Annotated in this window: 27 protein-coding genes and 1 riboswitch; of the genes, 15 read left to right on the top strand and 12 right to left on the bottom strand. The window is 72.6% G+C overall.

The features are described 5' to 3' along the window. Positions 1–54: 54 nt before the first annotated feature. Both AB0E05_RS15235 and AB0E05_RS15230 read left to right on the top strand, forming a co-directional pair. Complete coding sequence (locus tag AB0E05_RS15235) at positions 55–1,233, top strand: 8-amino-7-oxononanoate synthase (RefSeq protein ID WP_361963302.1); 1,179 nt, start codon at positions 55–57, stop codon at positions 1,231–1,233. A 165-nt stretch (positions 1,234–1,398) separates the two neighbouring features. After that, entirely contained in the window at positions 1,399–1,830 is a 432-nt protein-coding gene (locus tag AB0E05_RS15230; RefSeq protein ID WP_361963300.1) for an ATP-binding protein, read from the top strand. Between the two features lie 39 nt (positions 1,831–1,869). On the opposite strand, the gene AB0E05_RS15225 is transcribed toward AB0E05_RS15230, so the two are convergent. The 3 genes from AB0E05_RS15225 to AB0E05_RS15215 all read right to left on the bottom strand — a co-directional run bounded on the left by AB0E05_RS15225 (position 1,870) and on the right by AB0E05_RS15215 (position 3,805). Then, on the bottom strand, positions 1,870–2,346 hold the full coding sequence (locus tag AB0E05_RS15225; RefSeq protein ID WP_361963298.1) for a C40 family peptidase: 477 nt from the start codon (positions 2,344–2,346) through the stop codon (positions 1,870–1,872). A gap of 3 nt (positions 2,347–2,349) precedes the next feature. Next, a riboswitch (cyclic di-AMP (ydaO/yuaA leader) is annotated at positions 2,350–2,546 on the bottom strand. A 306-nt stretch (positions 2,547–2,852) separates the two neighbouring features. Then, on the bottom strand, positions 2,853–3,161 hold the full coding sequence (locus tag AB0E05_RS15220) for a hypothetical protein (RefSeq protein WP_361963296.1): 309 nt from the start codon (positions 3,159–3,161) through the stop codon (positions 2,853–2,855). A gap of 14 nt (positions 3,162–3,175) precedes the next feature. Then, positions 3,176–3,805 (bottom strand): ATP-dependent Clp protease proteolytic subunit, encoded by a 630-nt coding sequence (locus AB0E05_RS15215; protein WP_361963294.1) that lies wholly within the window; start codon positions 3,803–3,805, stop codon positions 3,176–3,178. Between the two features lie 291 nt (positions 3,806–4,096). Here AB0E05_RS15215 and AB0E05_RS15210 point away from each other — a divergent pair, with 291 nt between their 5' ends. Both AB0E05_RS15210 and AB0E05_RS15205 read left to right on the top strand, forming a co-directional pair. Further along, on the top strand, positions 4,097–4,642 hold the full coding sequence (locus AB0E05_RS15210; RefSeq protein WP_361963292.1) for a PASTA domain-containing protein: 546 nt from the start codon (positions 4,097–4,099) through the stop codon (positions 4,640–4,642). A 91-nt stretch (positions 4,643–4,733) separates the two neighbouring features. Beyond that, positions 4,734–5,018, top strand: coding sequence for a type II toxin-antitoxin system Phd/YefM family antitoxin (locus AB0E05_RS15205; RefSeq protein WP_361963290.1), 285 nt, complete (start codon positions 4,734–4,736; stop codon positions 5,016–5,018). Between the two features lie 144 nt (positions 5,019–5,162). On the opposite strand, the gene AB0E05_RS15200 is transcribed toward AB0E05_RS15205, so the two are convergent. Next, complete coding sequence (locus tag AB0E05_RS15200; protein WP_361963476.1) at positions 5,163–6,083, bottom strand: ABC transporter permease; 921 nt, start codon at positions 6,081–6,083, stop codon at positions 5,163–5,165. 256 nt (positions 6,084–6,339) lie between these two features. Between AB0E05_RS15200 and AB0E05_RS15195 the strand changes: the two genes are divergently transcribed. From AB0E05_RS15195 to AB0E05_RS15160, 8 genes are all read left to right on the top strand, one after another. Then, the gene (locus tag AB0E05_RS15195) at positions 6,340–6,969 is read left to right on the top strand and encodes a helix-turn-helix domain-containing protein (protein ID WP_361963288.1); all 630 of its coding nucleotides are present in this window, start codon (positions 6,340–6,342) and stop codon (positions 6,967–6,969) included. Between the two features lie 90 nt (positions 6,970–7,059). Continuing rightward, positions 7,060–7,362 carry an urease subunit gamma gene (locus AB0E05_RS15190; protein WP_361963286.1) on the top strand — a complete coding sequence of 101 codons (303 nt, stop codon included), beginning with the start codon at positions 7,060–7,062 and terminating at the stop codon, positions 7,360–7,362. A gap of 9 nt (positions 7,363–7,371) precedes the next feature. Then, complete coding sequence (locus AB0E05_RS15185; protein ID WP_361963284.1) at positions 7,372–7,704, top strand: urease subunit beta; 333 nt, start codon at positions 7,372–7,374, stop codon at positions 7,702–7,704. After that, a complete protein-coding gene (locus tag AB0E05_RS15180; RefSeq protein ID WP_361963282.1) occupies positions 7,697–9,418 on the top strand; it encodes an urease subunit alpha in 1,722 nt (573 codons plus the stop codon). The genes AB0E05_RS15185 and AB0E05_RS15180 overlap by 8 nt, the downstream gene beginning before the upstream one ends. 29 nt (positions 9,419–9,447) lie before the next feature. Further along, positions 9,448–10,149, top strand: a complete 702-nt coding sequence (locus AB0E05_RS15175) for an urease accessory UreF family protein (RefSeq protein ID WP_361963280.1) — start codon at positions 9,448–9,450, stop codon at positions 10,147–10,149. 44 nt (positions 10,150–10,193) lie between these two features. After that, on the top strand, positions 10,194–10,874 hold the full coding sequence (ureG, locus tag AB0E05_RS15170) for an urease accessory protein UreG (protein ID WP_361963278.1): 681 nt from the start codon (positions 10,194–10,196) through the stop codon (positions 10,872–10,874). After that, entirely contained in the window at positions 10,871–11,614 is a 744-nt protein-coding gene (locus AB0E05_RS15165) for an urease accessory protein UreD (protein ID WP_361963276.1), read from the top strand. The genes ureG and AB0E05_RS15165 overlap by 4 nt, the downstream gene beginning before the upstream one ends. A gap of 160 nt (positions 11,615–11,774) precedes the next feature. Further along, entirely contained in the window at positions 11,775–13,352 is a 1,578-nt protein-coding gene (locus tag AB0E05_RS15160) for an alpha/beta hydrolase (RefSeq protein ID WP_361963274.1), read from the top strand. A gap of 79 nt (positions 13,353–13,431) precedes the next feature. On the opposite strand, the gene AB0E05_RS15155 is transcribed toward AB0E05_RS15160, so the two are convergent. Then, on the bottom strand, positions 13,432–14,139 hold the full coding sequence (locus AB0E05_RS15155; RefSeq protein WP_361963272.1) for a lysophospholipid acyltransferase family protein: 708 nt from the start codon (positions 14,137–14,139) through the stop codon (positions 13,432–13,434). Positions 14,140–14,433: 294 nt separating this feature from the next. Between AB0E05_RS15155 and AB0E05_RS15150 the strand changes: the two genes are divergently transcribed. Then, positions 14,434–15,063, top strand: a complete 630-nt coding sequence (locus tag AB0E05_RS15150) for an ATP-binding protein (RefSeq protein WP_361963270.1) — start codon at positions 14,434–14,436, stop codon at positions 15,061–15,063. A 125-nt stretch (positions 15,064–15,188) separates the two neighbouring features. Here the strand turns inward: AB0E05_RS15150 and AB0E05_RS15145 are convergent, their stop codons facing one another. The 4 genes from AB0E05_RS15145 to AB0E05_RS15130 form a co-directional block, all read right to left on the bottom strand. Further along, on the bottom strand, positions 15,189–16,157 hold the full coding sequence (locus AB0E05_RS15145; RefSeq protein ID WP_361963268.1) for a cytochrome c oxidase assembly protein: 969 nt from the start codon (positions 16,155–16,157) through the stop codon (positions 15,189–15,191). A gap of 132 nt (positions 16,158–16,289) precedes the next feature. Next, positions 16,290–17,315: a 6-phosphofructokinase gene (locus tag AB0E05_RS15140; protein WP_361963266.1), complete on the bottom strand. Its 1,026-nt coding sequence runs from the start codon at positions 17,313–17,315 to the stop codon at positions 16,290–16,292. 137 nt (positions 17,316–17,452) lie between these two features. Further along, on the bottom strand, positions 17,453–18,181 hold the full coding sequence (locus tag AB0E05_RS15135) for a glutamine amidotransferase (protein WP_361963264.1): 729 nt from the start codon (positions 18,179–18,181) through the stop codon (positions 17,453–17,455). A 51-nt stretch (positions 18,182–18,232) separates the two neighbouring features. After that, entirely contained in the window at positions 18,233–19,471 is a 1,239-nt protein-coding gene (locus tag AB0E05_RS15130; RefSeq protein ID WP_361963262.1) for a MurT ligase domain-containing protein, read from the bottom strand. 113 nt (positions 19,472–19,584) lie between these two features. Here AB0E05_RS15130 and def point away from each other — a divergent pair, with 113 nt between their 5' ends. Beyond that, on the top strand, positions 19,585–20,121 hold the full coding sequence (def, locus tag AB0E05_RS15125; RefSeq protein WP_361963260.1) for a peptide deformylase: 537 nt from the start codon (positions 19,585–19,587) through the stop codon (positions 20,119–20,121). A 54-nt stretch (positions 20,122–20,175) separates the two neighbouring features. Here def and AB0E05_RS15120 read toward each other — a convergent pair whose 3' ends face one another. Further along, positions 20,176–20,868 carry a TetR family transcriptional regulator gene (locus AB0E05_RS15120; protein ID WP_361963258.1) on the bottom strand — a complete coding sequence of 231 codons (693 nt, stop codon included), beginning with the start codon at positions 20,866–20,868 and terminating at the stop codon, positions 20,176–20,178. A gap of 166 nt (positions 20,869–21,034) precedes the next feature. Here AB0E05_RS15120 and AB0E05_RS15115 point away from each other — a divergent pair, with 166 nt between their 5' ends. Then, positions 21,035–22,276: an acyl-CoA dehydrogenase family protein gene (locus AB0E05_RS15115; RefSeq protein ID WP_361963257.1), complete on the top strand. Its 1,242-nt coding sequence runs from the start codon at positions 21,035–21,037 to the stop codon at positions 22,274–22,276. A gap of 453 nt (positions 22,277–22,729) precedes the next feature. Here AB0E05_RS15115 and AB0E05_RS15110 read toward each other — a convergent pair whose 3' ends face one another. Together AB0E05_RS15110 and AB0E05_RS15105 are read right to left on the bottom strand one after the other, a co-directional pair. Next, on the bottom strand, positions 22,730–23,221 hold the full coding sequence (locus tag AB0E05_RS15110) for a glutathione peroxidase (protein WP_361963255.1): 492 nt from the start codon (positions 23,219–23,221) through the stop codon (positions 22,730–22,732). Between the two features lie 53 nt (positions 23,222–23,274). Continuing rightward, positions 23,275–24,153, bottom strand: a complete 879-nt coding sequence (locus tag AB0E05_RS15105) for an acyl-CoA thioesterase II (protein ID WP_361963253.1) — start codon at positions 24,151–24,153, stop codon at positions 23,275–23,277. Positions 24,154–24,179: the final 26 nt, after the last annotated feature.

The raw sequence follows: 24,179 nt of genomic DNA, 5'->3' as shown, positions 1-24,179 counted from the left end.
AGCTGCCTACAAAAGCGCGGCCTGTGACACGAGCCGTACGAGGAGCCGAACGCCTTGCACCCAGACCCCTTCCACTGGCTCGACGACGCGGCCCGCGACCGGGAGCGGGCCGGGCTGGTGCGCACGCTCAGCCCCCGCCCCGCCGACGGCGACCTGCTCGACCTCGCCGGCAACGACTACCTCGGGCTCACCCGCCACCCGCACATCACCCGGGCCGCCGGCGAGGCCGCCCGCCGCTGGGGCGCCGGCTCCACCGGCTCCCGCCTCGTCACCGGCAGCACCGCCCTGCACGCCGAACTCGAACGGGAACTCGCCGCCTTCTGCGGCTTCGAGTCCGCTCTGGTCCTGGCGTCCGGCTACGCAGCCAACCTGGCGGCCGTCACCGCGCTGTCCGGGCGCGAGGGCCTGATCGTCTCGGACGCCGGCAACCACGCCTCCATCGTGGACGGTTGCCGACTGTCCCGGGCCGAGACCGCGATCAGCGCGCACGCCGACCCCGAAGCGGTCGGCAAGGCCCTGGACGCCCACCCGGGGCGCCGGGCCATCGCCGTCACCGACTCCGTCTTCTCCGTGGACGGCGACGCGGCGCCGCTCGCCGAACTCGCCGCCGTCTGCGCCCGGCGGGGCGCGGCCCTGCTGGTGGACGACGCGCACGGCTTCGGCGTGCTCGGCGACGGCGGGCGCGGCGCCCTGCACGCGGCCCGGATCGCCGGCGCCCCCGGCGTGGTGGCGACCGTCACGCTCTCCAAGTCCCTCGGCAGCCAGGGCGGGGCGGTCCTCGGCCCCGCCCGGGTCATCGACCACCTCGTCAACACCGCGCGTACGGTCATCTTCGACACCGGCCTCGCACCCGCCGCTGCGGGCGCTGCGCTCACCTCCCTGCGGCTGCTGCGCGACGACCCCGGGCTCGCCGGCCGGGTGCGCACGGCGGCCACGGACCTGTACGAGCGGCTGACCGCGGGGGGCCTCACGGCCGTACGGCCCGACGCCGCCGTGGTGTCCGTCCGGGCGCCCGCGCCGGAAGCGGCGCTGCGCTGGGCCGCCGACTGCCGCGCCGCGGGGCTCCGGGTGGGCTGCTTCCGCCCGCCGTCGGTGCCGGACGGGATCTCCCGGCTCCGGCTCACCGCCCGCGCCGATCTGACGCGGGAGCAGATCGCGGCGGCGGTGGAGATCGTGGTGCGCACGGCACCACCGGGCGCGCGAGGAGTGTCCAAAAACGGCCTTGCGTCGTAGAGTTCACCGCTTCGAGCGACGAAACGCTGCGCATCTTGGCGGATCGCCTCACCCGGCACCGCGATGAATGGCAGTGTGGCGCGCGAAGCACTGTCCGCGGCCGTCCGCGCATCCATCGGCTACGAAGTCGGAGCACGGCCCCGGTGGGAAAGGGACGACGTCGCCATGGCAGACCTCCAGGAAGCCACCATCACCCTGCCGAGCGAGCCCGCCTCGGTCTCCGCGGCCCGGAGGTTCGTCACCGGCGCGGTGACGGGGTGGGGGCTTCCCGCGGGGTCGGACGCCCTCGACACGATCCGGCTGATCGTCTCCGAACTCACCACCAACGCCGTGCAGCACACCTTCGGCCAGTCGCCCACCTTCCGGGTGGACGTGCTGCTGGAGCGGGACGAGGAACTGCGCCTCGGGGTGACGGACAGCCATCCGAAATGGCCCCAGCGGCTGCCGGCCGCCGTGCGCCAGGACAACGGCCGCGGCATGGTCATCATCCGCAGCCTCACGGCGCACAGCGGCGGGCGGCTGACCGTCAAGCCGACCGAGGACGGCGGCAAGACGGTCTGGATCACCCTGCCCTGGCCGGCTCGCCGGGCCGACTGACCCGGCGGGCCGGTGTGCTGACGGGCCGGCGGACCGCCGTCAGCGGACCCGGCCGTACGAGACGCTCCTGCTCCAGATCTTGTCCAGCTTCACCCAGGAACCCCGCTTGGGCGAGTGCCAGATCTTTCCCTTCCCGGCGTAGATGCCGACGTGGTAGACGCTCCGACCGGAGTGGAAGAAGACGAGGTCACCCACTTTTCTCTTGGCGGTGGAGACCCGACGCGTGGAGTTGTACTGCTGCTGGGCGGTCCGGGGCAGCTTCTTGCCCGCCTTCTTGTACGAATAGAGCGTCAGACCGGAGCAGTCGAAGCGGCGCGGCCCCGCCGCGCCCCACCGGTAGGGCGAACCCTTCTTGTCCGCGGCGACCTTGAGCGCCTTGCCCGCGTGTGCCGTTGCTGCCTGGGCCTCGGGCGAGCCGCCCGGTACGAGCATCGAGCCACCGAGTGCGGCGAGGGTCAGGGCGGACACCGCACCCGCCCGGCCGATCAGGAACGGGACGTTCATCTGCGCAGTCATGCGCAACCCTTCGTCAGCCGCCTGTGAAGGGTGACCTGTCGGGTTCGGGCGGACGAAGGTGCCCGGCCGCTGATGCGGCTTCACCCCGAGGAACGTCCGGCGCACCGGCCGTCCCGTACTGCTCGGGTCCTCCACTCCTGCCGAAGCACTCCTGTCGACCAGTCATCCGGAACGGCGGCAGGACTCGGCGTCCGTTCGGACCGCCCCGCCGAGGTGACGGGGGCTTGTCGTCCCAGGGATCTTGTCCCACGCCGTGCCGGATTTCCGAGTCAAAACGGCGGTATGTGAGTTTCAACACGAATGCGCCATTCAGGTGGACACGCCGCAATTTCCCACCGGGAGTGGACGCCGGGGGAGGCCCGCACCAGCGCTGGAATAGGACATTCCGCTAGAGGGATCGTCGTCCCGCGCAACTTGAGCGTATCGGCCGGGGGCGCCGCGACTACATCAAACGAGGTATCCGGGCGGGAACCCGAATGGCGGTTGACGTGTCGGATGACGGGCCGTCAAGGGGCAGGGTCGGCGGGGATGGTGACTCGCAGCGCCCGCCGTTCGCCGTCGAGCACCCGCAGCGCCCGGGCGAGGGTGGCCGCGTGCAGGGCGTCCTCCCCGCGGTCGTGCATCAGCGCCAGCGCGTCCTTGACCGCGACCGCCTGAGTCACCAGCGCCTGGGCGGCGCGCAACGAGGAGTACGTGAGGTCGCCACGGCTGGGGTTGATGCGTCCCACCAGGTCCACGATGCGCAGATAGCCGTCGATCAGATCGGCCTCGGCGCGGGTCAGCGCCGGCAGCGGCGGCAGTTCGGGCCGGAGCACGGGTGCGCCTTCCGTCAGCCGCGGCCGGTCAGTGACGACTTGCGGCTGCCGATCACGTGGTCCACCAGCCCGTACTCCTTGGCCGTCGCCGCGTCCAGGAAGGTGTCGCGCTCCAGGTCGGCGGCGATCTGCTCCGCGGACCGGTCGGTGTGCCGGGCGAACAGCTCCACCATCAGGGCGCGCAGCCGCAGGATCTCCCGCGCCTCGATCTCCAGGTCCGACGGCATGCCCCGGGCCGGCTCGTCGAGCGCGGGCTGCTGGAGCACGATCCGCGCCCCCGGCAGGGCCAGGCGCTTGCCGGGGGCGCCCGCGGCCAGCAGCAGCGCCGCGGTCGAAACGGCCTGTCCGATGCAGGTCGTCTCGACGTCGCAGGTGATCACCTGCATCGTGTCGTAGATCGCGAGCATCGCACTGAGCGAGCCGCCGGGAGAGTTGAGGTAGAGCGAGATCTGACGCTCCGGCGCCGCGTACTCCAGGTACAGCAGTTGGGTGATCACGTCGTTCGCCGCGGTGTCGTCGACCGGCGTCCCGAGGAAGACGATCCGCTCTTCGAGCAGCTTGGCGTAGGGGTCGAGGGTGCGGTTCCCGTGCGCGGTGCGCTCGGTGAACTGCGGCAGGACGTATCGGGCGACGGGCTGCGTCATGGCGTACCTCTCCTCGGTCCTCGACGGGCGCGCTGCGACCGGCCCCGTCTGTGCTTCCGTAAGAAACGTACAGGACGTACAGAAATCCATGAGGGAGGGTGCCCCTGAAGATGGGGGTCGATTTGCTGGTCAGGGGCCGTTCTCGTGTCGCGCGGGCGCACTTGCGACGAGGGAGAGCGCAAAAACTACACATCATGATCACGAATCCATCACCTTCCGGCGGTCTGTCTGTCTCCACCGATCCGCCGCGGTTAGGTTCGGGGCCTCAAAAGAACGTGTTGGGGAGATCGCATGACGTGGGGCGGGCAGTCGCAGCAGGCGCCGTGGGGCGGGCAGGCTCCGAAACCGCAGGGACCCGGCTGGGCGCGCAAGCGCTTCGTCGTTCCCGGAGCCGCCGTCCTCTTCTTCATGGGCGTCGGCATCGGTGCTTCGGGCGGGGGCGACGAAGGGGAGAAGGGCGGTCGTGCCGCGCCCGGGCCCACCGTCACGGTCACGCCGCGGGGCGGTGCGGCGCCGGCTCCCGCGGTGACCGCCACCGTGACCGCCGCGCCGGCCAAGACGCCCCGCACCACCGCCGGCGTCGCGCATGCCGGGGGCGACTCCGGCGCGACGCCGGTGCCGAACTTCGTCGGCATGGGACTCCAGGCCGCCCAGGACGCGGCCCAGGACGTCGGCTTCTCCATGCTGACCTCGCACGACAGCACGGGCGAGCGCCGCAACCAGCTCTGGGACCGCAACTGGAAGGTGTGCACCCAGGAGCCCGCGGCGGGGAAGAAGGTCCCGAAGGACACCGAGCTGAACTTCGGCACGGTGAAGAACGAAGAGCGCTGCCCGTAGGGAGCCGACGGCCGGGGCGGGTGCTGACCAGGGGCTTCCCCTGTCTCCACGTGTCGTGTGAGGGGCGGAGCCGCGCATTAAGCTGAAAGGCATGGCCTACGAGATTCCGGTGACGCAAGCCCGCGCTGAGCTGGCCGAACTGATCAATCGCGTGGTGTACGGCGGTGAGCGCGTCGTCGTCACCCGACACGGGAAGCCGCTCGTGGCGCTGGTCTCGGCGGAGGACCTCGCACGACTCGAAGAGCTCGACCGCTCCGCCGTCGACGAGCAGGTGATCAGCTCCGTGTCGTCGCTCGGGTCCACCGCGCCCGGCGGCACCGAGCAGGGGCGCTTCGGGCTGACCGCGGAGCACCGCCGCCCCGGCGCCGGGCACTGACCGCCCGGATCCGGCCGGAGGTGGCGGCGGATGCGTGACCGCGGCGCCCTATGCGGCGACGGTCGTCCCTGAGCTGGCCGGGTGCCCGGCGACTCCGTTGGCCGGGTGCCGGGAGAGCAGGACGGCGGCGAGCCCCAACCCCGCCTACAGGCACAGCACCAGCACATCGCCCCCGCTGCCGTTCCCGTCGAAGTACGCCTGCGAGCGCAGCAGTTGGGCGCCGGCCCCCGGTGGCAGCCACTGACCGACGAGCCCGGCGGGCTCCGGTAGCAGCTCCGGGGCGCTCGCGGCGCCCGAGAACGGGTTGCCGATCAGCACCATCAGCGCACTGCCGAGCGCCATCCCCGCGGGGCCGATGAGCGCGGCGAGGCCCGCCGTCCCCGCGCCGACGGCGAAGACCGTGAGCGCCACCGTCCCCGCCTCGCCCCACCAGGACCCGGTCAGGACGTTCAGCCAGGTGTGGGCGAGGGCGGTCGCGGTGAGGGCGGCGAGCGCCGCGGCGCCGGCGAGGGTCGCCGCCGCCCGCCACCGGCGCAGCTTCAAGGCCGTCACCAGGGCGCCGGACGCGATCCCGGCGAGGGTGAGCGGCAGCGCGGTCGCCGCCAGCACACCGCCGCGCGGATCGCCGCTCGGCGCGGGGACGACATCGGTCACCGGCACCGGACGCCCTTCGGGCGCCCCGGCCGCGACGACCTCCCGCAGCAGTCCGGCCACCACGGGGCTCGCCGCCGAGGCGGTCAGGAGCCGCGGCCCTTCCGGCGTGGCGACCACCGCTCCGTACACCGTCCGGTCCTCGATGGCGGCGCGGGCCGCCGCCTCGTCCTCGTAGCGGTAGACCTCGAAGGCGCCCTTGCGCTGCTCCAGTGAGCGGGCGATCGGTTCCGCCGCCGCGGCCGGCCCCGCGACGCCGAGGGGCAGGTCGCGCGGCGCGGTGCGGGCGCCGGGCCAGGCGAAGGCCCAGAGCGCCGCCGCGACCAGGACCGGCACCAGGAGCAGTACGGCGAGCGCGCGGCGCGCCGGGCTCGGTGCGGTACCGGGGGGCGAGGGCTGCTGGGGCGGGGCCACGGCTGGGGAGGTGCTGGACACGGGATTCCTCACTTCTGGGCGTGCTGAAGGCCACCGGGCGTACGGCCGGTGGCGCGTACGGGTCGACGTGCGTGGGAGTCCACGTGCGTGGGAGTCCACGTGCGCGGGAGTCCACGGGCATACGGGTCGACCAGCGGACGGCTAAAAAGAAGGATCGTTCGTTTTGCATGTGGGGCTCAGGCTCCTCCGGCGGGGGCGGCTTGTCAAGAATGAATGTTCGTTTTAGGTTGGCGGCATGGCACGCGTCTCCCAACAGCACCTCGACGCGCGGCGCCGTCAGATCCTCGACGGCGCCGCGCGCTGCTTCGCCCGCAACGGCTTCCACGCCACCTCGATGCAGGACGTCCTCAGCGAGGTCGGCCTCTCCGCCGGCGCCGTGTACCGCTACTTCCGCAGCAAGGACGAGCTGATCGAGGCCATCGCCGACGAGGTGTTCGACGTGATCAGGGGCGCCTTCACCGAGGCGGCCCGCACCGATCCGCCCCCCACCCCGGACGTGCTCATCGGCCGTGTGCTGCGCCGGGTGCTGTACGACCACTTGGAGGGCGCCGACGAGCAGGCGCTCGCCCGACTCGTCATCCAGGTGTGGACCGAGACCCTGCGCAACGAACGGCTCGCGGCCGTCCTCGACGAGGGGTACGGCACCCTGCGCGGGGCCTGGGTGCAACTCGTCGAGGGGTACCGCGCCCACGGCTGGATGTCCGACGACGCCGAAGCCGACCACGTGGCCCGCACCCTGATCGCCACCGCGCAGGGGTTCATCACCCAGCAGGCGCTCTTCGGCAACGTCAGCGTCGACATCCTGGAGAGCGGACTGCGCGCGGTGATGTCGATGGAGCGTGCACCTGGTCGTAACGCTGGTTAACGCGCCCGAAAAGGCGCCGTCCTAACGTGTTCACCTCCCGACGGCCCGGAGGTCCGCCCCGCGGGCCGTTTCGACGAGTGAGGTGGCACCGTGCAACTCTCCCCGCACGAGCAGGAACGGCTGCTCGTCCACGTCGCCGCCGACGTCGCCCGGCAGCGCCGGGCGCGCGGCCTGCGGCTCAACCACCCCGAGGCCGTCGCCCTGATCACCGCCCACGTCCTCGAAGGCGCCCGCGACGGGCGCACCGTCGTGGAACTCATGGCGTCGGGCCGCCAGGTCCTGGCCCGCGCCGAGGTGATGGAGGGCGTCCCCGAGATGACCCACGACGTCCAGGTCGAGGCCACCTTCCCGGACGGCACCAAGCTCGTCACCGTCCACGACCCGATCGGCTGAGGCGCACCGGTGATCCCCGGAGAGCTGCGCCTGGCCGACGGCCCCGTGCGCATCAACGAAGGGCGCGACGTCACCTGCGCCACCGTCGTCAACACCGCCGACCGCCCCGTGCAGGTCGGCTCCCACTACCACTTCGCCGAGGCCAACCCCGGGCTGGAGTTCGACCGGGCCGCGGCCTGGGGGCGGCGCCTGCACATCGCCGCCGGCACCGCCGTCCGCTTCGAGCCCGGGATCCCCGTGGCGGTGGAACTCGTGCCCATCGCCGGCGCGCGGACCGTGCCGGGGCTGCGCGGTGCGGCCGGCGGCGCCCTGGACGCCGAGGGCGGTGCCGACCGTGGCTGAGCTGAGCAGACGGGCGTACGCGGACCTCTTCGGCCCGACCACCGGTGACCGGGTCCGGCTCGCCGACACCGACCTCTTCGTCGAGGTCGAGGAGGACCGCAGCGGAGGGCCCGGACGCGCCGGCGACGAGGCCGTGTTCGGCGGCGGCAAGGTGATCCGCGAGTCCATGGGGCAGGCGCGCACCACGCGGGCCGAGGGCGCGCCGGACACCGTCGTCACCGGGGCGCTGGTCATCGACCACTGGGGCGTGATCAAGGCGGACATCGGCATCCGGGACGGCCGGATCACCGCCCTGGGCAAGGCCGGGAACCCCGACACCATGGACGGCGTCCACCCCCGCCTGGTGATCGGCCCCGAGACGGAGGTCATCGCCGGCAACGGACGCATCGTCACCGCCGGCGCCGTCGACGCGCACGTCCACTTCATCTCGCCCACCCTCGTCCACCAGGCGCTGGCGACCGGGGTCACCACCCTCGTCGGCGGCGGCACCGGACCGGCCGAGGGCAGCAAGGCCACCACCGTCACCCCCGGCCCCTGGCACCTCGGCCGGATGTTTCAGGCGCTGGACGGACTGCCGGTGAACATCGGGCTGCTCGGCAAGGGGAACACCACCTCGCGCGAGGCCATGCGCTCCCAACTGCGCGGCGGCGCCGTCGGCTTCAAGATCCACGAGGACTGGGGCGCCACCCCGGCCGTCATCGACGCCTGCCTCGACGTCTGCGAGGAGAGCGGAGTCCAACTCGCCATCCACACGGACACCCTCAACGAAGCCGGCTTCGTCCAGGACACCCTCGCCGCCGTCGCCGGCCGCACCATCCACGCGTACCACACCGAAGGCGCCGGGGGAGGGCACGCACCCGACATCATCTCGGTGGTCGGCGAGCCCCACGTCCTGCCCAGCTCCACCAACCCCACCAGGCCGCACACCGTCAACACGGTCGACGAGCACCTCGACATGCTGATGGTCTGTCACCACCTCAACCCGGCCGTGCCCGAGGACCTCGCCTTCGCCGAGTCCCGCATCCGCCCCACCACCATCGCGGCCGAGGACGTCCTGCACGACCTGGGCGCCATCTCGATCATCTCCTCCGACTCCCAGGCCATGGGGCGCATCGGGGAGGTCGTGCTGCGGACCTGGCAGACCGCGCACGTGATGAAGAAGCGGCGCGGCCCGCTGCCCGGCGACGGCCCCGCCGACAACCACCGGGTGCGTCGCTACGTCGCCAAATACACCATCAACCCCGCGATCGCCCAGGGCATGGCCGCCGAGATCGGCTCGGTCGAGCCGGGCAAGCTCGCCGACCTGGTGCTGTGGGAGCCGGCCTTCTTCGGCGTCAAACCGCTCCTCGTGCTCAAGGGCGGGCAGATCGCGTACGCGCAGATGGGCGACGCCAACGCGTCGATCCCCACGCCCCAACCCGTACTGCCCCGGCCCATGTTCGGCGCCCTCGGCCGGGCCGGGTCGACCGGCTCCCTCACCTTCACCTCCGAAGCGGCGATCGCGGACGGCCTGCCCGAACGGCTCGCCCTCCACAAGCCCTTCGTCCCCATCGCGGACACCCGGCGCCTCACCAAGGCCGCGATGCGCCAGAACGACGCCCTGCCCCGGGTCGTCGTCGACCCCGACACCTTCGGCGTCACCATCGACGGCGAACGCGTCGAGCCCGCGCCGGCCGCGGAACTGCCCATGGCCCAGCGCTACTTCCTCTTCTAGGGACACCTGCTGAGAACGCGATGGACACCATGAGCACACCCGACGGGAAACGCACGGGCATGGGCGCGACGACCCGGGCCGCGCTCCTCGTCCTCGCCGACGGGCGCTTCCCCGCGGGCGGGCACGCCCACTCGGGCGGCGCCGAAGCCGCCGTACGCGCCGGCCGCATCCACGACGGCCCGTCCCTGGCCGCGTTCTGCCGCGGCCGGCTGCACACGACCGGGCTGACCTCCGCCGCCGTCGCCGCCGCCGCGGCGCTCGACCACGACCCCCTCGCCCTCGACGACGCCGCCGACGCCCGCACCCCGTCCCCCGCGCTGCGCGCCGTCGCACGCAGGCTGGGCCGACAACTGCTCCGGGCCGGGCGCGCCACCTGGCCGGGCCCGCGCCTCGACGCGCTCGCCACGGCCCGACCACGCGGCGCGCACCAGCCGGTGGTCTTCGGCGTACTGGCGCTCAACGCCGGCATCGGGCCCGAGGACGCGGCCGGCGCCGTCGCGTACGAGACCGTCAGCGGGCCCGCCACCGCGGCCGTACGGCTGCTGGGGCTCGACCCCTACGAGGCGACGGCGGTGCTCGCCCGGCTGGCGCCCGAGCTGGACGAGGTCGCGGCACGCGCCGGGGCGGCCGCCCGCCGCGGGGTCGACGCCCTGCCCGCCGCCTCCGCACCGCTGCTCGACGTCACCGCGGAGCAGCACGCGACCTGGCCCGTACGCCTCTTCGCCTCCTGACGCCGCCGCCGAGCAAGCAGAACCGACCCGAACCGGAGCCGCCCGTGCACCTCGACAGCCACCACCACGACCGCCCCGCCGCCGTCAGCGCCGACGCCCGGCGCCCCGACGGCAGCCGGCGCGCCCTGCGGATCGGCCTCGGCGGCCCCGTCGGCTCCGGCAAGACCGCGATGGTCGCGGCCCTGTGCGGCGCCCTGCGCGAACGGCACTCCCTCGCCGTCGTCACCAACGACATCTACACCCGCGAGGACGCCGACTTCCTGCTGCGCGCCGCGGTCCTGCCGCCCGAGCGCATCCAGGCCGTGGAGACCGGCGCCTGCCCGCACACCGCGATCCGCGACGACATCTCCGCCAACCTCGAAGCCGTCGAGGACCTGGAGGACGCCGTCGGCCCGCTCGACCTGATCCTCATCGAGTCCGGCGGCGACAACCTCACCGCCACCTTCTCCCGAGGACTGGTGGACGCCCAGGTCTTCGTCATCGACGTCGCCGGCGGCGACGACATCCCCCGCAAGGGCGGCCCCGGCGTCACCACCGCCGACCTGCTCGTCGTCAACAAGACCGACCTCGCCCCGCACGTCGGCTCCGACCTGGGCCGGATGGCCGACGACGCCCGCGAACAGCGCGGCGAACTCCCCGTCGTCCTCACCTCCCTGCGCGAAGGCGACGGCGCGGCGCCGGTCGCCGACTGGGTGCGCGCCCGACTCGCCGACTGGACCGCGTGAGCGTCCGGGCGACGGCCCGCATCGTCGCCGACCGGACCGGACTGCCGGTCCTCACCGGCGCCGGGCCGCTGGCTCCGCGCCGCACCCGCCCGCGGACCCCGCAGCAGCAGCGGGTCGTCATCGTCGGCGCGATGAGCGCCCCGCTCGGCGGCGACCGGCTGGCCGTCGTCACTGAGGTGCGCCCGGGCGCCCGGCTGGAGGTCGGCTCCGCCGCCGCGACGCTCTCCCTGCCGGGCCCCTCCGGCGCGCCCGCCCACTACGACCTGCGCCTCACCGTCGCCGACGGCGCCCGGCTGCACTGGCTGCCCGAGCCCGTCGTCTGCGTCCGCGGCAGCGACCTGCGCACCGCCACCCACGTCGAACTCGCCCCCACCGCCCGGCTCGTCCTGCGCGAGGAACAGGTCCTCGGCCGCCACCGGGAGGAGCCCGGCACGCTGTGGAGCCGGCTCACCGTCCGGCGCGCCGGACGCACCCTGCTCGACCAGGAGGGCCGGTACGGGCCCGGTGCGCCCGGCGGCTGGGACGGCGGCGCCGTCCTCGGCGGCCACCGGGCCGTCGGCCAGCTCCTGATCGTCGACCCCGCCTACGAGACCGAGCCGCCGCGTGCCCGGCTCCTCGGTGACACCGCGGTCCTCACCCCGCTCGCCGGCCCGGCCGCCCTCGTCACCGCCGTCGCCCCGGACGCCCGGCTGCTCCGGGAGGTCCTGGACGCCGCGCAGCGCGCCGAAGACCGCGGCTGACCAGGCGAAGCGCCCGAAACGGACCGTCAGCACCGCACCGCTGAGCGGGACTCGGCACACCGGTTATTGGTTCGGTAAAGAACACGCGTACGACCTGTTCCCCGAGCCCCCTCAGACGGAAGGATCCCCCAAGGACTGGACGACAGAAGGGGAGTTCCACGTGAGACGCACAGCGGTGCTCGGCTCGGCCGGCACTCTGATGGCGGGCACCCTCATCGCGGGCGCCATAGCCGCCCCCACCGCCAGCGCGAGCGGTGGGCGCGGGGGCGTCCTGGAGGAGCGCGGGGTGAACATCGCCGCAGAACGCGCCGCGGACCGGGGCGTGGCGTGGGCGGACTGTCCCGCCGACTGGGGGCTCCCCAAGCCGATCCAGTGCGGCACCGTGACCGTGCCGCTGGACTACCAGCGCCCGAACGGCCGACAGATCACCATCACCGTCGACCGGATCGGCAACACCGGCACCCCGGCCGAGCGCCAGGGCGCCCTGTTCTACAACCCCGGCGGCCCCGGCGGCTCCGGACTGCGCTTCCCCACCCGGGTCACCGGCAAGAACCCGATCTGGGCGAACGTCGCCAAGGCGTACGACTTCGTGGGCTTCGACCCGCGCGGCGTCGGCCGCTCCACCCCGATCTCCTGCGTGGACCCCCAGGAGTTCGTGAAGGCCCCCAAGGCCGACCCGGTGCCCGACAACGAGGCCGACAAGCGGGCCCAGCGCAAGCTCGCCGCCGAGTACGCGGACGGCTGCGCCGAGCGCAGCGGCTGGATGCTGCCGCACATGACCACCGCGAACACCGCCCGCGACCTGCACGTGCTGCGCGCTGCGCTGGGCGAGCGGAAGCTGAACTTCCTCGGCGTCTCCTACGGCACCTACCTCGGCGGCGTGTACGCCACCCTCTTCCCCGGCCACGTCCGCCGCATGGTCGTCGACTCCGTGGTCAACCCGTCCCGGCAGAAGATCTGGTACCAGGCCAACCTGGACCAGGACGTCGCCTTCGAGATGCGCTGGAACGACTGGAAGGCGTGGGTCGCCGCGAACGACGCCACGTACAAGATCGGCGACACCCCCGCGAAGGTCGAGGCGCAGTGGCAGAAGCTGCGCGCCGCGGCGAAGAAGGCGCCCCTCGGCGGGGTCGTCGGACCGGCCGAGCTGACCGGCTTCTTCCAGAGCGCGCCGTACTACGACTCCTCCTGGGCGCCCGTGGCGCGGGTGTGGAGCAAGTACGTCGCCGGTGACGTGCAGGCGCTCGTCGACGCCGTGGCACCCGACATGGCGGACACCGCGGGCAACATCCGCGCCGAGAACGGCAACGCCGTCTACACCGCCGTCGAGTGCGCCGACGCCAGGTGGCCCACCGACTGGCGCCGCTGGGACCGCGACAACACCCGACTGCACCGTGACTACCCCTTCATGACCTGGGCGAACGCCTGGATGAACCTGCCGTGCGCCACCTGGTCGACCCGACAGGGGCCGGCCGTGGACGTGAAGTCCGGCAAGGGCCTGCCGGGCGTGCTGATCGTGCAGGCCGAGCGGGACGCCGCCACCCCGGTCGGCGGCGCCCACGAGCTGCACAAGCGGCTGAAGGGCTCCCGCCTGATCATGGAGAAGAACGCGGGCTCGCACGGCGTCACCGGCATCGCCAACGCCTGCGTCAACCAGCGCGTGGACGCCTACCTGCTCAGCGGGGCGCTGGACGACCGCAACGTCACCTGCGACCCGCACGCGGTGCCGAAGCCGTGACACCTGCTCCTTGAGGACCCGAACACGACCGTGGGGCGGCCGGATCGCATCCGACCGCCCCACGCGCCTGCCGACACGATCACGTCGTGCGGCGGCCGGCCTTCTTCGCCTCTTCCAGCTCCGCCTTCACCTCGGCGGCGTACCGGTCCACGTACTCCTGGCCGGACAGTCGAAGGACGGCGTACATGATCTCGTCGGTGATCGCCCGCAGCACCGCCTTCTCGTTCTCCATCCCCGCGTAGCGCGAGAAGTCCAGGGGCTCGCCGAAGCGGACCGTGACCCGCTGGACCTTCGGCAGCTTCTGGCCCGGCGGCTGGATCTCGAAGGTGCCCACCATCGCGCAGGGGACCACCGGCACCCCGGCCCGCAGCGCCATCACCGCGACGCCGACCTTGCCCTTGTACAGCCGTCCGTCGTGCGAACGGGTGCCCTCCGGATAGATCCCCAGCAGCTCGCCCTTGCTCAGCACCCCGAGCCCCTCGCGGATCGCGGCCTGCCCCGCCTCCTTGCCGGCGCGGTCCACCGGGATCTGGCCCACGCTGTGGAAGAACGCGGCCGTCAGCCGTCCCTTGATGCCGGGCCCGGTGAAGTACTCCGCCTTCGCCAGGAAGGTGATCCGCCGCTTGAGGATCGCCGGCATCAGGAAGTGGTCGGAGAACGACAGGTGGTTGCCGGCGACGATGGCCGCGCCCTCTTCGGGAACGTGCTCCAACCCTTCGATCCGGGGGCGGAACAGCAACCGCAGCAGCGGCCCCAGGAAGACGTACTTGAGCACGTTGTAGAACACGGCGGGGGTGCTCCTTCGCAGGAGGGACGGGCAGTGCGGAGCCGGGCCGGGCCGTCCCTGGGGGCCTGTCGCACGGGCGGTGGGAACGCGGTCATCCTATGTGCGCGCACCACCCCCGGGTAGCCGCCCGCGACGGAGGCCGGCCCCCCTGCTCCACCCGGGGGACGAAGGGGACGTGTTGCGGCGAACGGCCCCCGGGGTCACCCTGGTCAGTGACCCAGAAGCGTCAGGCGTGCACTCTCCGTCACTCGGGGTCCCGGCGTTGGAGAGCCCGGCCCGGCGCGGTGAGGAGCCATGGCCATGCACGATCAGGCCGCCTGCCGCTACACCATGGAAGTGCAGGCAACCTTGGAGCGGATCCCCCAGGTCCGACGGATTCTCGCGGCGCACCTGAGGCATTGGGACCTCGAAGCCCACGTCGGGCCCGTGTGCCGGGCCGTCGACGCCCTGATGCAGAACGTCGTGCGACACGTCCCCGGCGACCGGACCTGCCAGATAGAGCTGCGCTGGACCGGCCGGCACCTGATCACCTCGGTGGCCGACCGCGACCCCCGGCTGCCCCGGATGACCAGCTCCTCGCCGACGAAGGGCGGGCTCGCCGCCGTCGCGCACCTCAGCGACAGCTGGGGCACCTGCGGCACCGACGGCGGAAAGGTCATCTGGTTCACCCGACGCGTCAAACAGGCCGAGCGTGTGCGCCGCGGCGCCCGGACCCCGGTGCCGCCCGTGCCCGCCCTCGCGCCCCTGCCGGCCGGCGGCGCGGCGGGGGACGCGTGGCGCGGAGGTCCGCACCCGACCCGACGGATCCAGCGGATCGTCGTCGCGGATCAGTTCCCGCGGGCCGCGACCACGCCGACGGTCAGCAGCGTGAGCACCACGCAGCCGAACCAGAGCCAGCCGTTGCTCCCGAGCGCCGCCGTGTAGGCGGTCACGACCACCACGGTCGACACGGTGAGCACACCCATCGTTCTCGTGGCACCGGACATGCGCGTCCTCCCTGGACGACGACCACTCCCGGAGCCATCGTCACCCGACACCCGCGTCGAGCGCTACCGCCCGGCCGGACGTCGCTCGCCGCGGGCGTGCAGCGAGGCGAGATAGGCGTTGTACGCCGCCAGCTCCTTGTCGCCGTCCCGGTCGGCCGCCCGGTCGGTGCGCCGCGCCTGCCGCTGGTCCGAGCGGTACCACTGGTACACCAGGGCGATCAGCACCAACACCGACGGGATCTCGCTGAACGCCCAGGCGATGCCGCCCGCCGCGCTCTGGTCCGCGAGCACGTCGATGCCGAGCGATGCCGGTGGATTCTCATACGCCTCGACCATCGGGGAACTCGCCATCATCAGCGCGATCCCGAAGAAGGCGTGGAACGGCATCCCCGCGAACAGCTCCAGCATCCGCATCACGTACCCCGGCCGGTGCGGCCCCGGGTCCACGCCCATGATCGGCCAGAAGAACACCAGGCCCACGGCGAGGAAGTGCACCATCATCCCGATGTGCCCCACCTTCGACCCCATCAGGGTGTCGAACAGCGGGGTGAAGTACAGGCCGTACAGGCTCGCGATGAAGATCGGGATGGTGAAGACCGGGTGGGTCACGACCTTCATGTACCGGCTGTGCAGCAGCGCCAGCAGCAGCTCGCGCGGCCCGGTCCGGCCGCGGCCGGCCACCGGCAGCGCCCGCAGCGCCAGCGTCACCGGCGCGCCCAACAGCAACAGGATGGGCGACACCATGCTGATGATCATGTGCTGCACCATGTGCACGCTGAACATGACCATGCCGTAGTCGTTCAGCTTGGTGCACATCGCCACCAGCACCGTGAGCACGCCGACCACGAAGAAGACCGTGCGACCCACCGGCCACGCGTCACCGCGCCGCACCAGACGCACCACGCCCCAGCCGTACAGCGCCAGCGCCAGCAGACTGCCGACCAGGAAGAACGGCTCGGGGGAGAGCTCCAGCCCCCGCTCCAGCGTGAACGGCGGCAGGTCCGTCGACGTGCCGTGCCCGCTGTGATCCATCCGACGGCTCCCGATTCGTGCATACATCCTGGTGGTGCGCTTGCCGAACCAGAGTAGAACCGCCCCCGGCCGGGACTTCGGCCGGGGGCGGTTCCACGGAGCGTCGGGCCTTGCGACCGAACGGCCACGCGCCTACAGGACGCACTCGGCCTCGGCGTACCGCTCGTGCGGAACGGTCTTCAGCGTCTCCACGGCCTGCCCCAGCGGCACCATCGTGATGTCGGTGCCGCGCAGCGCGGTCATCATGCCGAACTCCCCGCGGTGCGCCGCCTCCACCGCGTGCCAGCCGAACCGGGTCGCCAGCACCCGGTCGTACGCCGTCGGCGTGCCGCCGCGCTGGACGTGGCCGAGGATCACCGGCCGCGCCTCCTTGCCCAGCCGGCGCTCCAGCTCCGTGGAGAGCTGCCGGGCGACACCGGCGAAGCGCTCGTGCCCGTAGACGTCCTTGCCGCCCTCGTCCCAGGCCATCGTGCCCTCGCGGGGCTTGGCGCCCTCCGCGACGACGACGATCGCGAACCGCTTGCCGGCCTCGAACCGCGCGCCGACCCGGCAGGTCAGCTCCTCGATGTCGAAGGGGCGCTCGGGCACCACGATGGCGTGCGCGCCGGCCGCCATGCCGGAGTGCAGCGCGATCCAGCCGGTGTGCCGACCCATGACCTCGACGATCAGCACCCGCTGGTGCGACTCGGCGGTCGTCTTCAGCCGGTCGAGCGCCTCGGTCGCCACGCCCACGGCGGTGTCGAAACCGAAGGTCACGTCGGTGGACGCGATGTCGTTGTCGATCGTCTTCGGGACGCCGACGATCGGCAGCCCGCCCTCGGACAGCAGGTGCGCGGCCTTCAGCGTGCCCTCGCCGCCGATCGGGATCACGGCGTCCAGACCGAGGTCGGCGCAGTGGCCCTTGGCCCGCTCCACCCCGTCGCGCAGGTGCTCGGGCCGCACCCGCGACGAGCCGAGGATCGTGCCGCCGCGCGCCAGGATGCCGCCCACCGCGTCCAGGTCGAGCTTGCGGTAGTCGCACTCAAGGAGGCCCTTCCACCCGTCGTGGAAGCCGATGACCTCGTCACCGTGGTCGACGACCGCACGGTGCACGACGGAACGGATGACGGCGTTCAGACCGGGGCAGTCGCCGCCGGAGGTGAGCACACCAATGCGCATTGCCCGAATTACCTTTGCAACGTGGGCCGACACCCGGACCACGTCGTCCGGTTTGATCGACGCTCACCCTACCGGCGCACGGCGCCCGGGACCGAATGGGGCGTCCGGCAGATGGGACGCCCCCGGTCGTGGCCGGATCAGGCCGGCTGCGTGGCGGTGGTGATCCGCTCGTTGCGCAGCGCGTCGTACCAGCGGTCGTCGAGCGACGGCAGCGCGTTCACGTCGAGCGCCAGCTTCAGCAGCAGGTCAGCGATGAGCGGGTTGCGGGCCATCACCGGGCCGTGCATGTACGTGCCGAAGACGGTGTCGTTGTACGCGCCCTCCGTGCCGTCGCCCGTGCCGTTGCCCCGGCCCAGGATCGTCCGGGCGAAGGGGCGGGCGGTGGGGCCGAGGTGGGTGACGCCCTGGTGGTTCTCGAACCCGGTGAGCTGCGGCAGCCCGAAGCGGGGGTCGATGTCCGCGAGGACGTCGCCCACGCAGCGCTCGCCCTCGCCCCGGGTGGAGACCACGTCGATCAGCCCGAGGCCCGGCTCGCGCTGCCCGAGGTCGTTGATGAACTCGTGGCCGAGGATCTGGTACCCGGCGCAGACCGAGAAGATGATCGCGCCGTTCTCCGCCGCCCGGTTCAGCCCGCCGTCGCGGCGCAGCCGCTCGGACGCCAGCCGCTGCGGACGGTCCTCGCCGCCGCCGACCAGATAGATGTCGCCGGACGTGGGGATCGGCTGGTCGCTGCGCACGTCGATGCGCATCACGTCCAACCCGCGCTGGCGGGCCCGGCGCTCCACGACCAGTGCATTGCCCTGGTCGCCGTAGGTGGACAGCAGGTCCGGGTAGACCCAGACCAGCCGCAGGCTGCTGTCGGCCATGCTCGAAAGCCTTTCTCAGTCGTCGCAGTGCTGCCTTGGGAGGGGTCCGGATCAGTTGCCGACGCGGCGGCGGACGTCCTGGAAGGCGGTGTAGTTCCCGATCAGCTCGATCCGCCCGGGCGGCGCCATCGCGACGGCCTGGTCGACGGTGTCGCAGACCCGGAAGTCCTGGCCCGCGACCTCCAGCCGCACCGCCAGGTCGAGCCGACGGTCACCGATGACCATGATCGGGTGGCCGGTGAGCCGGGTGTAGTCGACGTCCCAGAGCCAGGAGGTGTCCGTGCCGTCGGCGCCGCGCGCGTTCACCGCGAGGATCACCGGGGTGGGCGGCGGGTCGATCAGGGAGAACGTCTCCAACCAGCCGGCCGGGTTCTTCGCGAGCAGCAGCCGCAGCTCGCGGTTCTCGAAGTGCACCACGTCGTAGCGGCCGGCGACGGCCTGGACCTGGTACATCCGCTCCAGCGCGACCTGCGGCGGCACGCCGAAGCAGGCGGCGACGGCGGCGGAGGTGGTGGCGTTCGCCTTGTTGGCGCGACCGGGGAGCTGGAGGTGGATCGGCCAGGCGGAGCCGTGCGGGTCGAGGACGTGGTCACCGCTGAGGACCCAGCTCGGGGCGGGCCGGCGGAAGCCGCACTCGCCGCAGAACCAGTCGTCGCCCGGGCGCTGCATCACACCGCCGCAGGACGGGCAGGACCAGGCGTCGTCCTTCCACTCCTGGCCCGCGGCGACCCACACCACGTGGGGCGAGGAGGAAGCGGCCCACACGACCAGCGGGTCGTCGGCGTTGGCGATCACGGTGGCCTTGGTGCCCGCCAGGCCCTCGCGCCACTTCTCCGCCAGCATCCGGGTCTCCGCGGCGCGGTCCAGCTGGTCGCGGGAGAGGTTCAGCAGCGCGACCGCCTTCGGCGTCACGTCGCGCGCCACGCCCGACAGGTACTTCTCGTCGACCTCGATCACGCCGAACCTGGCGTCGGAGCCGCCCGCGAGCGCGGAGGTGATGCCGGCGGGCATGTTGGCGCCGAGGGCGTTGGAGACGACCGGGCCCGCCGCGCGCAGGGCTTCGGCGATCAGTCGAGTGGTGGTGGTCTTCCCGTTCGTGGCCGACACGAGGACGACGTCCAGGTGCTGCGCCAGCCGCCCGAGCAGGTCGGGGTCGAGTTTGAGCGCCACCCGGCCGCCGATCACCGAACCGCTACCGCGTCCCGCCGCGCGAGACACCGCCGCCGCTGCCTTGCCCGCTGTCACGGCGAGCTTGGCGCGAGGCGTCAGTGGCTCCGAGTTGCTGGACATCGTCCTTGATCCTCCTTGCATCGGTCGCCCCCAGCCTATCCAGGTCCGGGCCGCCACCTGTACCGCGGCACCGCGGCGGACGTGCACACCGACCGGAACGTACGCTTGCGCGCATGCGAAACCGGCCGATCCCCGGCAGTTCCGGACGCGTACGGCCCCTGAGCCTGCTCGGCGACCCGGTCCTGCACGCCCCTTGTGAACCCGTCACCGACTTCGGCCCCGCGCTGCACGGGCTCGTCGAGGACCTGTTCGCCACCATGTACGCGGCGCGCGGGGTGGGGTTGGCGGCCAATCAGGTGGGGGTCGGGCTGCGGGTGTTCGTGTACGACTGTCCGGACGACGAGGACGTGCGTCACCTGGGCCACCTGGTGAACCCTCGGTTGGTGGCGGCCGACGGGGTGGAGGTGCGGGGGCCCGAGGGCTGTCTGTCGCTGCCGGGCCTGGAGGCGGGCACGTCCCGGTACGACCGGGCGGTCGTCGAGGGGACGACGGTGGCGGGCGAGCCCGTCCGCGTCACCGGCACCGGCTTCTTCGCCCGCTGCCTGCAACACGAGACGGACCACCTCGACGGCGTCGTGTACGCCGACCACCTCACGGGCTGGCGCCACCGCAAGCTCCAACGGGCGGTGGCGCGGGCGCGGTGGTCGTAGGCAGCGGTGCTGCGCGACCGCCCACCAACGCGGTCGCATCGTGCTCGGGGCGGGTCAGAAGCCCGGGCCGCCCGCGCGGTCCGAGGCCGCGGCGAGCCGGCCCCACAGCAGGTCCGCGAGGCCGGTGACGAGTTCCGCGCGGGAGCAGGGGCGCTCGCCGAGCCACCAGTCACCGGCGGCGTGCATCATGCCGACGATGCCGTGGCCCCAGACGCGGGCCAGCCGTTCGGAGTCCGGGCCGAGGTCCACGCGGTCGTGGATGACCTGGGCCAGCTCCTCGCCGAGCCGCCGCAGCAGTGGCGCCGAGTGCCGGCCGACGTCGAAGCGCGCCTCGGAGCCCGGCGCCTGGTCGGCGCCGGCGCTGCTGACGGGGTGCGGTACGTCCGCGGGGTCGTCGGCCGGGTGCATCAGGAAGCGGTACACCTGGGGCCGGGCCTCGATCGCGGCGAGATACGTGTCCAGCGTCGCCTCCACCCGCTCGCGCCGGTCCGCGGGCGCGTCGAGCGCCGCGCGCAGGGAGGCCAGGAGCGCGTCCGTGTGCCGCTTCGCCAGCGCCCGGTACAGCCCGCCCTTGTCGCCGAAGTGCCGGTAGAGGATGGGCTTGGTGATGCCGGCCTCCGCGGCGATCGCGTTCATGGAGGCGCCCGGGCCGTCCCGGAGCACCACCCGGTCCGCCGCCTCCAGCAGCTCGCGCCGGCGCCGTTCGGCCGACCGGTCCTGCTCGGTCGACTGCCGTGTGGTCTCCATCGTCGATCTCCCCGCCCGAGCCCATTGCGTCACGCCTGCGCAAACTAACACCCCCGCGCGCCCGCGGTGTTCGCGACCGGGACCGGTTGACACGCTCTACTACCCGGTAACAGACTGCGGTTACCGCAAGTAACGTGCGGCAGGCGTTCGCATTCCTGGAGGGGACATGGCCGAGTTCGCATTCGAGCTCAACGACGAACAGAAGCAGGTTCGCGACTGGCTGAACGGCTTCGCCTCGGACGTGATCCGCCCGGCCGCCGCCGAGTGGGACGAGCGCGAGGAGACCCCCTGGCCGGTGATCCAGGAGGCGGCCAAGGTCGGCATCTACTCGCTGGACTTCTACGCCCAGCAGTTCTTCGACCCGACCGGGCTCGGCATTCCGCTGGCCATGGAGGAGCTGTTCTGGGGTGACGCCGGCATCGCCCTGTCCATCGTCGGCACCGGGCTGGCCGCGGTCGGCGTCCTCGCCAACGGCACCGAGGAGCAGATCGGCACCTGGATCCCGCAGATGTACGGCGACGTCGACGACGTGAAGCTCGCCGCGTTCTGCTCCTCCGAGCCCGATGCCGGCTCCGACGTCGGGGCGATGCGCACCCGTGCCGTGTACGAGCAGGCCACGGACGAGTGGGTGCTCGACGGCACCAAGACCTGGGCCACCAACGGCGGCATCGCAGGCGTCCACGTCGTCGTCGCGGTCGTCGACCCCGCGCTCGGCACCAAGGGCCACGCGTCCTTCATCGTCCCCCCGAACACCCCCGGCCTGTCCCAGGGCCAGAAGTTCAAGAAGCACGGCATCCGCGCCTCCCACACCGCGGAGGTGGTCCTCGACGGCGTACGGGTCCCCGGGCACTGCCTCCTCGGCGGCAAGGAGAAGCTGGACGAGCGGCTCGCCCGGGCCCGGGAGCGGGCGAAGGACGCGGGGGCGGGAACGGGGGACGAGCGGGTGAAGAACGCGGCGATGGCGACGTTCGAGGCGTCCCGCCCGGCCGTCGGCGCGATGGCGGTCGGCACCGCCCGCGCCGCGTACGAGGTCGCCCTCGACTACGCGAAGACCCGCACCCAGTTCGGCCGCCCGATCATCGACAACCAGGGCGTCGCCTTCCAACTGGCGGACATGCGCACCCAGATCGACGCGGCGCGGCTGCTGGTGTGGCGGGCGTCGTGGATGGCGGCGACGGGCAAGCGCTTCACTGCGGCGGAGGGCTCGATGTCCAAGCTCTACGCGAGCGAGGTCGCGAAGAAGGTCACGGCGCAGGCGGTGCAGATCCTCGGGGGCAACGGGTTCACCCGGGAGTACCCCGTGGAACGGATGCACCGCGACGCGGCGATCTACACGATCTTCGAGGGCACGAGCGAAATCCAACGCCTGGTCATCGCCCGCGCCCTCTCCGGCGTCCCCATCCGCTAGTGCCCCTCCCGGCAAGCTTTGCCCTGTCGTCCCGTCCGGCACGCACCCTCGCCGCGTTGGCCGAAACCCCTGGTAGCTCCGCTACCAGAGCTTCCGGCCGCCTTGCGATCGCACGCACCGGACGGCACTCCTCACGGGCAAACATCGCCGGTCACGGCACTAGCCCCGTCGCGGGAGCGCCCGCGCCCCGGGGCACCCTCGCCGTTTCCCCGCGGGAGCGTGAGCCCCTGCGGACCGTGGGTGGTTCTCGCGCAGTTCCCCGCGCCCCTGAAACCCCTGCCCCTGCCAGCAGACGAATGACGGGGGCAGCGAATCAGGGGCGCTGGGGGTACCACCACGCCCTCCGGGCGTAGGGGGCGGAACTGCGCGAACAGCCCACCACCCGGCCGCAGGGGCTCACGCTCCCGCAGGGAAACGGCGAGGGCTTCTGCGGGCGCCCGCAGACGGGGGAGGCTACTCGGGGAGGCGGGAGGTGATCGCCGCGAGGACCTCGGGGGACTCCGGGTCCGTGCGGGGGCGGAAGCGGGCCACCACCGCGCCCTCCCCGTCCAGGAGGAACTTCTCGAAGTTCCACTGGACGTCACCCGCCTCGCCCTCCGCGTCCTGCGTCTGCGTCAGCTCCGCGTACAGCGCGTGCCGCCCCGCCCCGTTCACCTCGGTCTTCGCCAGCATGGGGAAGCTCACCCCGTACGTCGCCGAGCAGAACGTCCCGATCTCCTCCGCGCTGCCCGGCTCCTGCCCGCCGAACTGGTTGCACGGCACGCCGACGACGGTGAAGCCGCGGTCGCCGTAACTCTTCTGGAGCCGCTCCAGCCCCGCGTACTGCGGCGTCAGACCGCACTGGGAGGCCACGTTCACCACCAGGACGAGCGAACCCCGGTACGCGCCCAGGGACGTGGGCTCACCGGTCAGCGTCTGGAGGGGGATGTCGTGCAACGTCGTCATGCGTCTCTCCTCAAGGTGTCGGATTCGTCAGGGCGTCGGGTCCCACGGGGCGCTCACCGGTCCAGCCGGCGGAACAGGCCCTCCTGCACCACCGACACGAGCAGTTCGCCCGCGCGGTTGTAGATGCGGCCACGGGCCAGCCCACGGCCGCCCGTCGCGATCGGGGACTCCTGGTCGTACAGGAACCACTCGTCCGCGCGGAAGGGGCGGTGGAACCACATGGCGTGATCCAGCGACGCCATGTCGTAGCCCCGCGGGCCCCACAGCGGTTCGATCGGGATGCGCACCGCGTCCAGCAGCGTCATGTCGCTGGCGTAGGTGAGCGCACAGGTGTGCACCAGGGGATCGTCCCCCAGCGGACCCACCGCGCGCATCCACACCGCGCTGCGCGGGTCCGACTCCTTCTCCTCGACCTCCGCCGGACTCCAGCGCAGCCGCTCGGTGTAGCGGATGTCGAACGGCTGACGGCGCGCCATCCGCTCCAGCGCCTCCGGCAGCGTGCCCAGGTGGGCCCGGATCTCGTCCGGCAGCCGCGGCAGGGTCTCGGGGTCGGGGAAGTCCAGCCGGGGCGGCAGTTGATGCTCGATGCCGCCCTCCTCGGGCCGGTGGAAGGAGGCCGTCAGATTGAAGATCGTCCGGCCCTCCTGCACCGCGGTGACCCGGCGCGTGGTGAACGACCTGCCGTCGCGGACCCGTTCGACCTGGTAGACGATCGGCACGCCGGGCCGGCCGGGCCGCAGGAAGTAGGCGTGCAGGGAGTGCACCGGGCGCTCCCCGTCCGTGGTGCGGCCGGCCGCCACCAGCGCCTGCCCCGCGACCTGGCCGCCGAAGACCCGCTGGAGCGACTCGTTCGGGCTCAGCCCGCGGAAGATGTTCACCTCGATCCGCTCCAGGTCGAGCAGGTCGACCAGGCGTTCCGCCGGGTTCGTCATCGTACGCCTTCCCGTCCCACGGACCC

Source organism: Streptomyces sp. NPDC048057 (assembly GCF_040653095.1).
Classification (GTDB): Bacteria; Actinomycetota; Actinomycetes; order Streptomycetales; family Streptomycetaceae; genus Streptomyces.
The sequence above is the reverse complement of the archived record's forward strand: the minus strand, read 5'-3'. Positions and strand labels throughout refer to the sequence as shown.

Excerpts from the sequence above, each read along its gene's own strand:
- AB0E05_RS15130 (WP_361963262.1), bottom strand. The coding sequence starts at position 19,471 with ATGTCCAGCAACTCGGAGCCACTGACGCCTCGCGCCAAGCTCGCCGTG.
- AB0E05_RS15115 (WP_361963257.1), top strand. The coding sequence starts at position 21,035 with ATGGCCGAGTTCGCATTCGAGCTCAACGACGAACAGAAGCAGGTTCGC.
- AB0E05_RS15175 (WP_361963280.1), top strand. The coding sequence starts at position 9,448 with ATGAGCACACCCGACGGGAAACGCACGGGCATGGGCGCGACGACCCGG.
- AB0E05_RS15105 (WP_361963253.1), bottom strand. The coding sequence starts at position 24,153 with ATGACGAACCCGGCGGAACGCCTGGTCGACCTGCTCGACCTGGAGCGG.
- AB0E05_RS15215 (WP_361963294.1), bottom strand. The coding sequence starts at position 3,805 with ATGACGCAGCCCGTCGCCCGATACGTCCTGCCGCAGTTCACCGAGCGC.
- AB0E05_RS15140 (WP_361963266.1), bottom strand. The coding sequence starts at position 17,315 with ATGCGCATTGGTGTGCTCACCTCCGGCGGCGACTGCCCCGGTCTGAAC.
- AB0E05_RS15230 (WP_361963300.1), top strand. The coding sequence starts at position 1,399 with ATGGCAGACCTCCAGGAAGCCACCATCACCCTGCCGAGCGAGCCCGCC.
- AB0E05_RS15145 (WP_361963268.1), bottom strand. The coding sequence starts at position 16,157 with ATGGATCACAGCGGGCACGGCACGTCGACGGACCTGCCGCCGTTCACG.
- AB0E05_RS15205 (WP_361963290.1), top strand. The coding sequence starts at position 4,734 with ATGGCCTACGAGATTCCGGTGACGCAAGCCCGCGCTGAGCTGGCCGAA.
- AB0E05_RS15135 (WP_361963264.1), bottom strand. The coding sequence starts at position 18,181 with ATGGCCGACAGCAGCCTGCGGCTGGTCTGGGTCTACCCGGACCTGCTG.
- AB0E05_RS15150 (WP_361963270.1), top strand. The coding sequence starts at position 14,434 with ATGGCCATGCACGATCAGGCCGCCTGCCGCTACACCATGGAAGTGCAG.
- AB0E05_RS15120 (WP_361963258.1), bottom strand. The coding sequence starts at position 20,868 with ATGGAGACCACACGGCAGTCGACCGAGCAGGACCGGTCGGCCGAACGG.
- AB0E05_RS15195 (WP_361963288.1), top strand. The coding sequence starts at position 6,340 with ATGGCACGCGTCTCCCAACAGCACCTCGACGCGCGGCGCCGTCAGATC.
- AB0E05_RS15210 (WP_361963292.1), top strand. The coding sequence starts at position 4,097 with ATGACGTGGGGCGGGCAGTCGCAGCAGGCGCCGTGGGGCGGGCAGGCT.
- AB0E05_RS15225 (WP_361963298.1), bottom strand. The coding sequence starts at position 2,346 with ATGACTGCGCAGATGAACGTCCCGTTCCTGATCGGCCGGGCGGGTGCG.
- AB0E05_RS15110 (WP_361963255.1), bottom strand. The coding sequence starts at position 23,221 with ATGACGACGTTGCACGACATCCCCCTCCAGACGCTGACCGGTGAGCCC.
- def (WP_361963260.1), top strand. The coding sequence starts at position 19,585 with ATGCGAAACCGGCCGATCCCCGGCAGTTCCGGACGCGTACGGCCCCTG.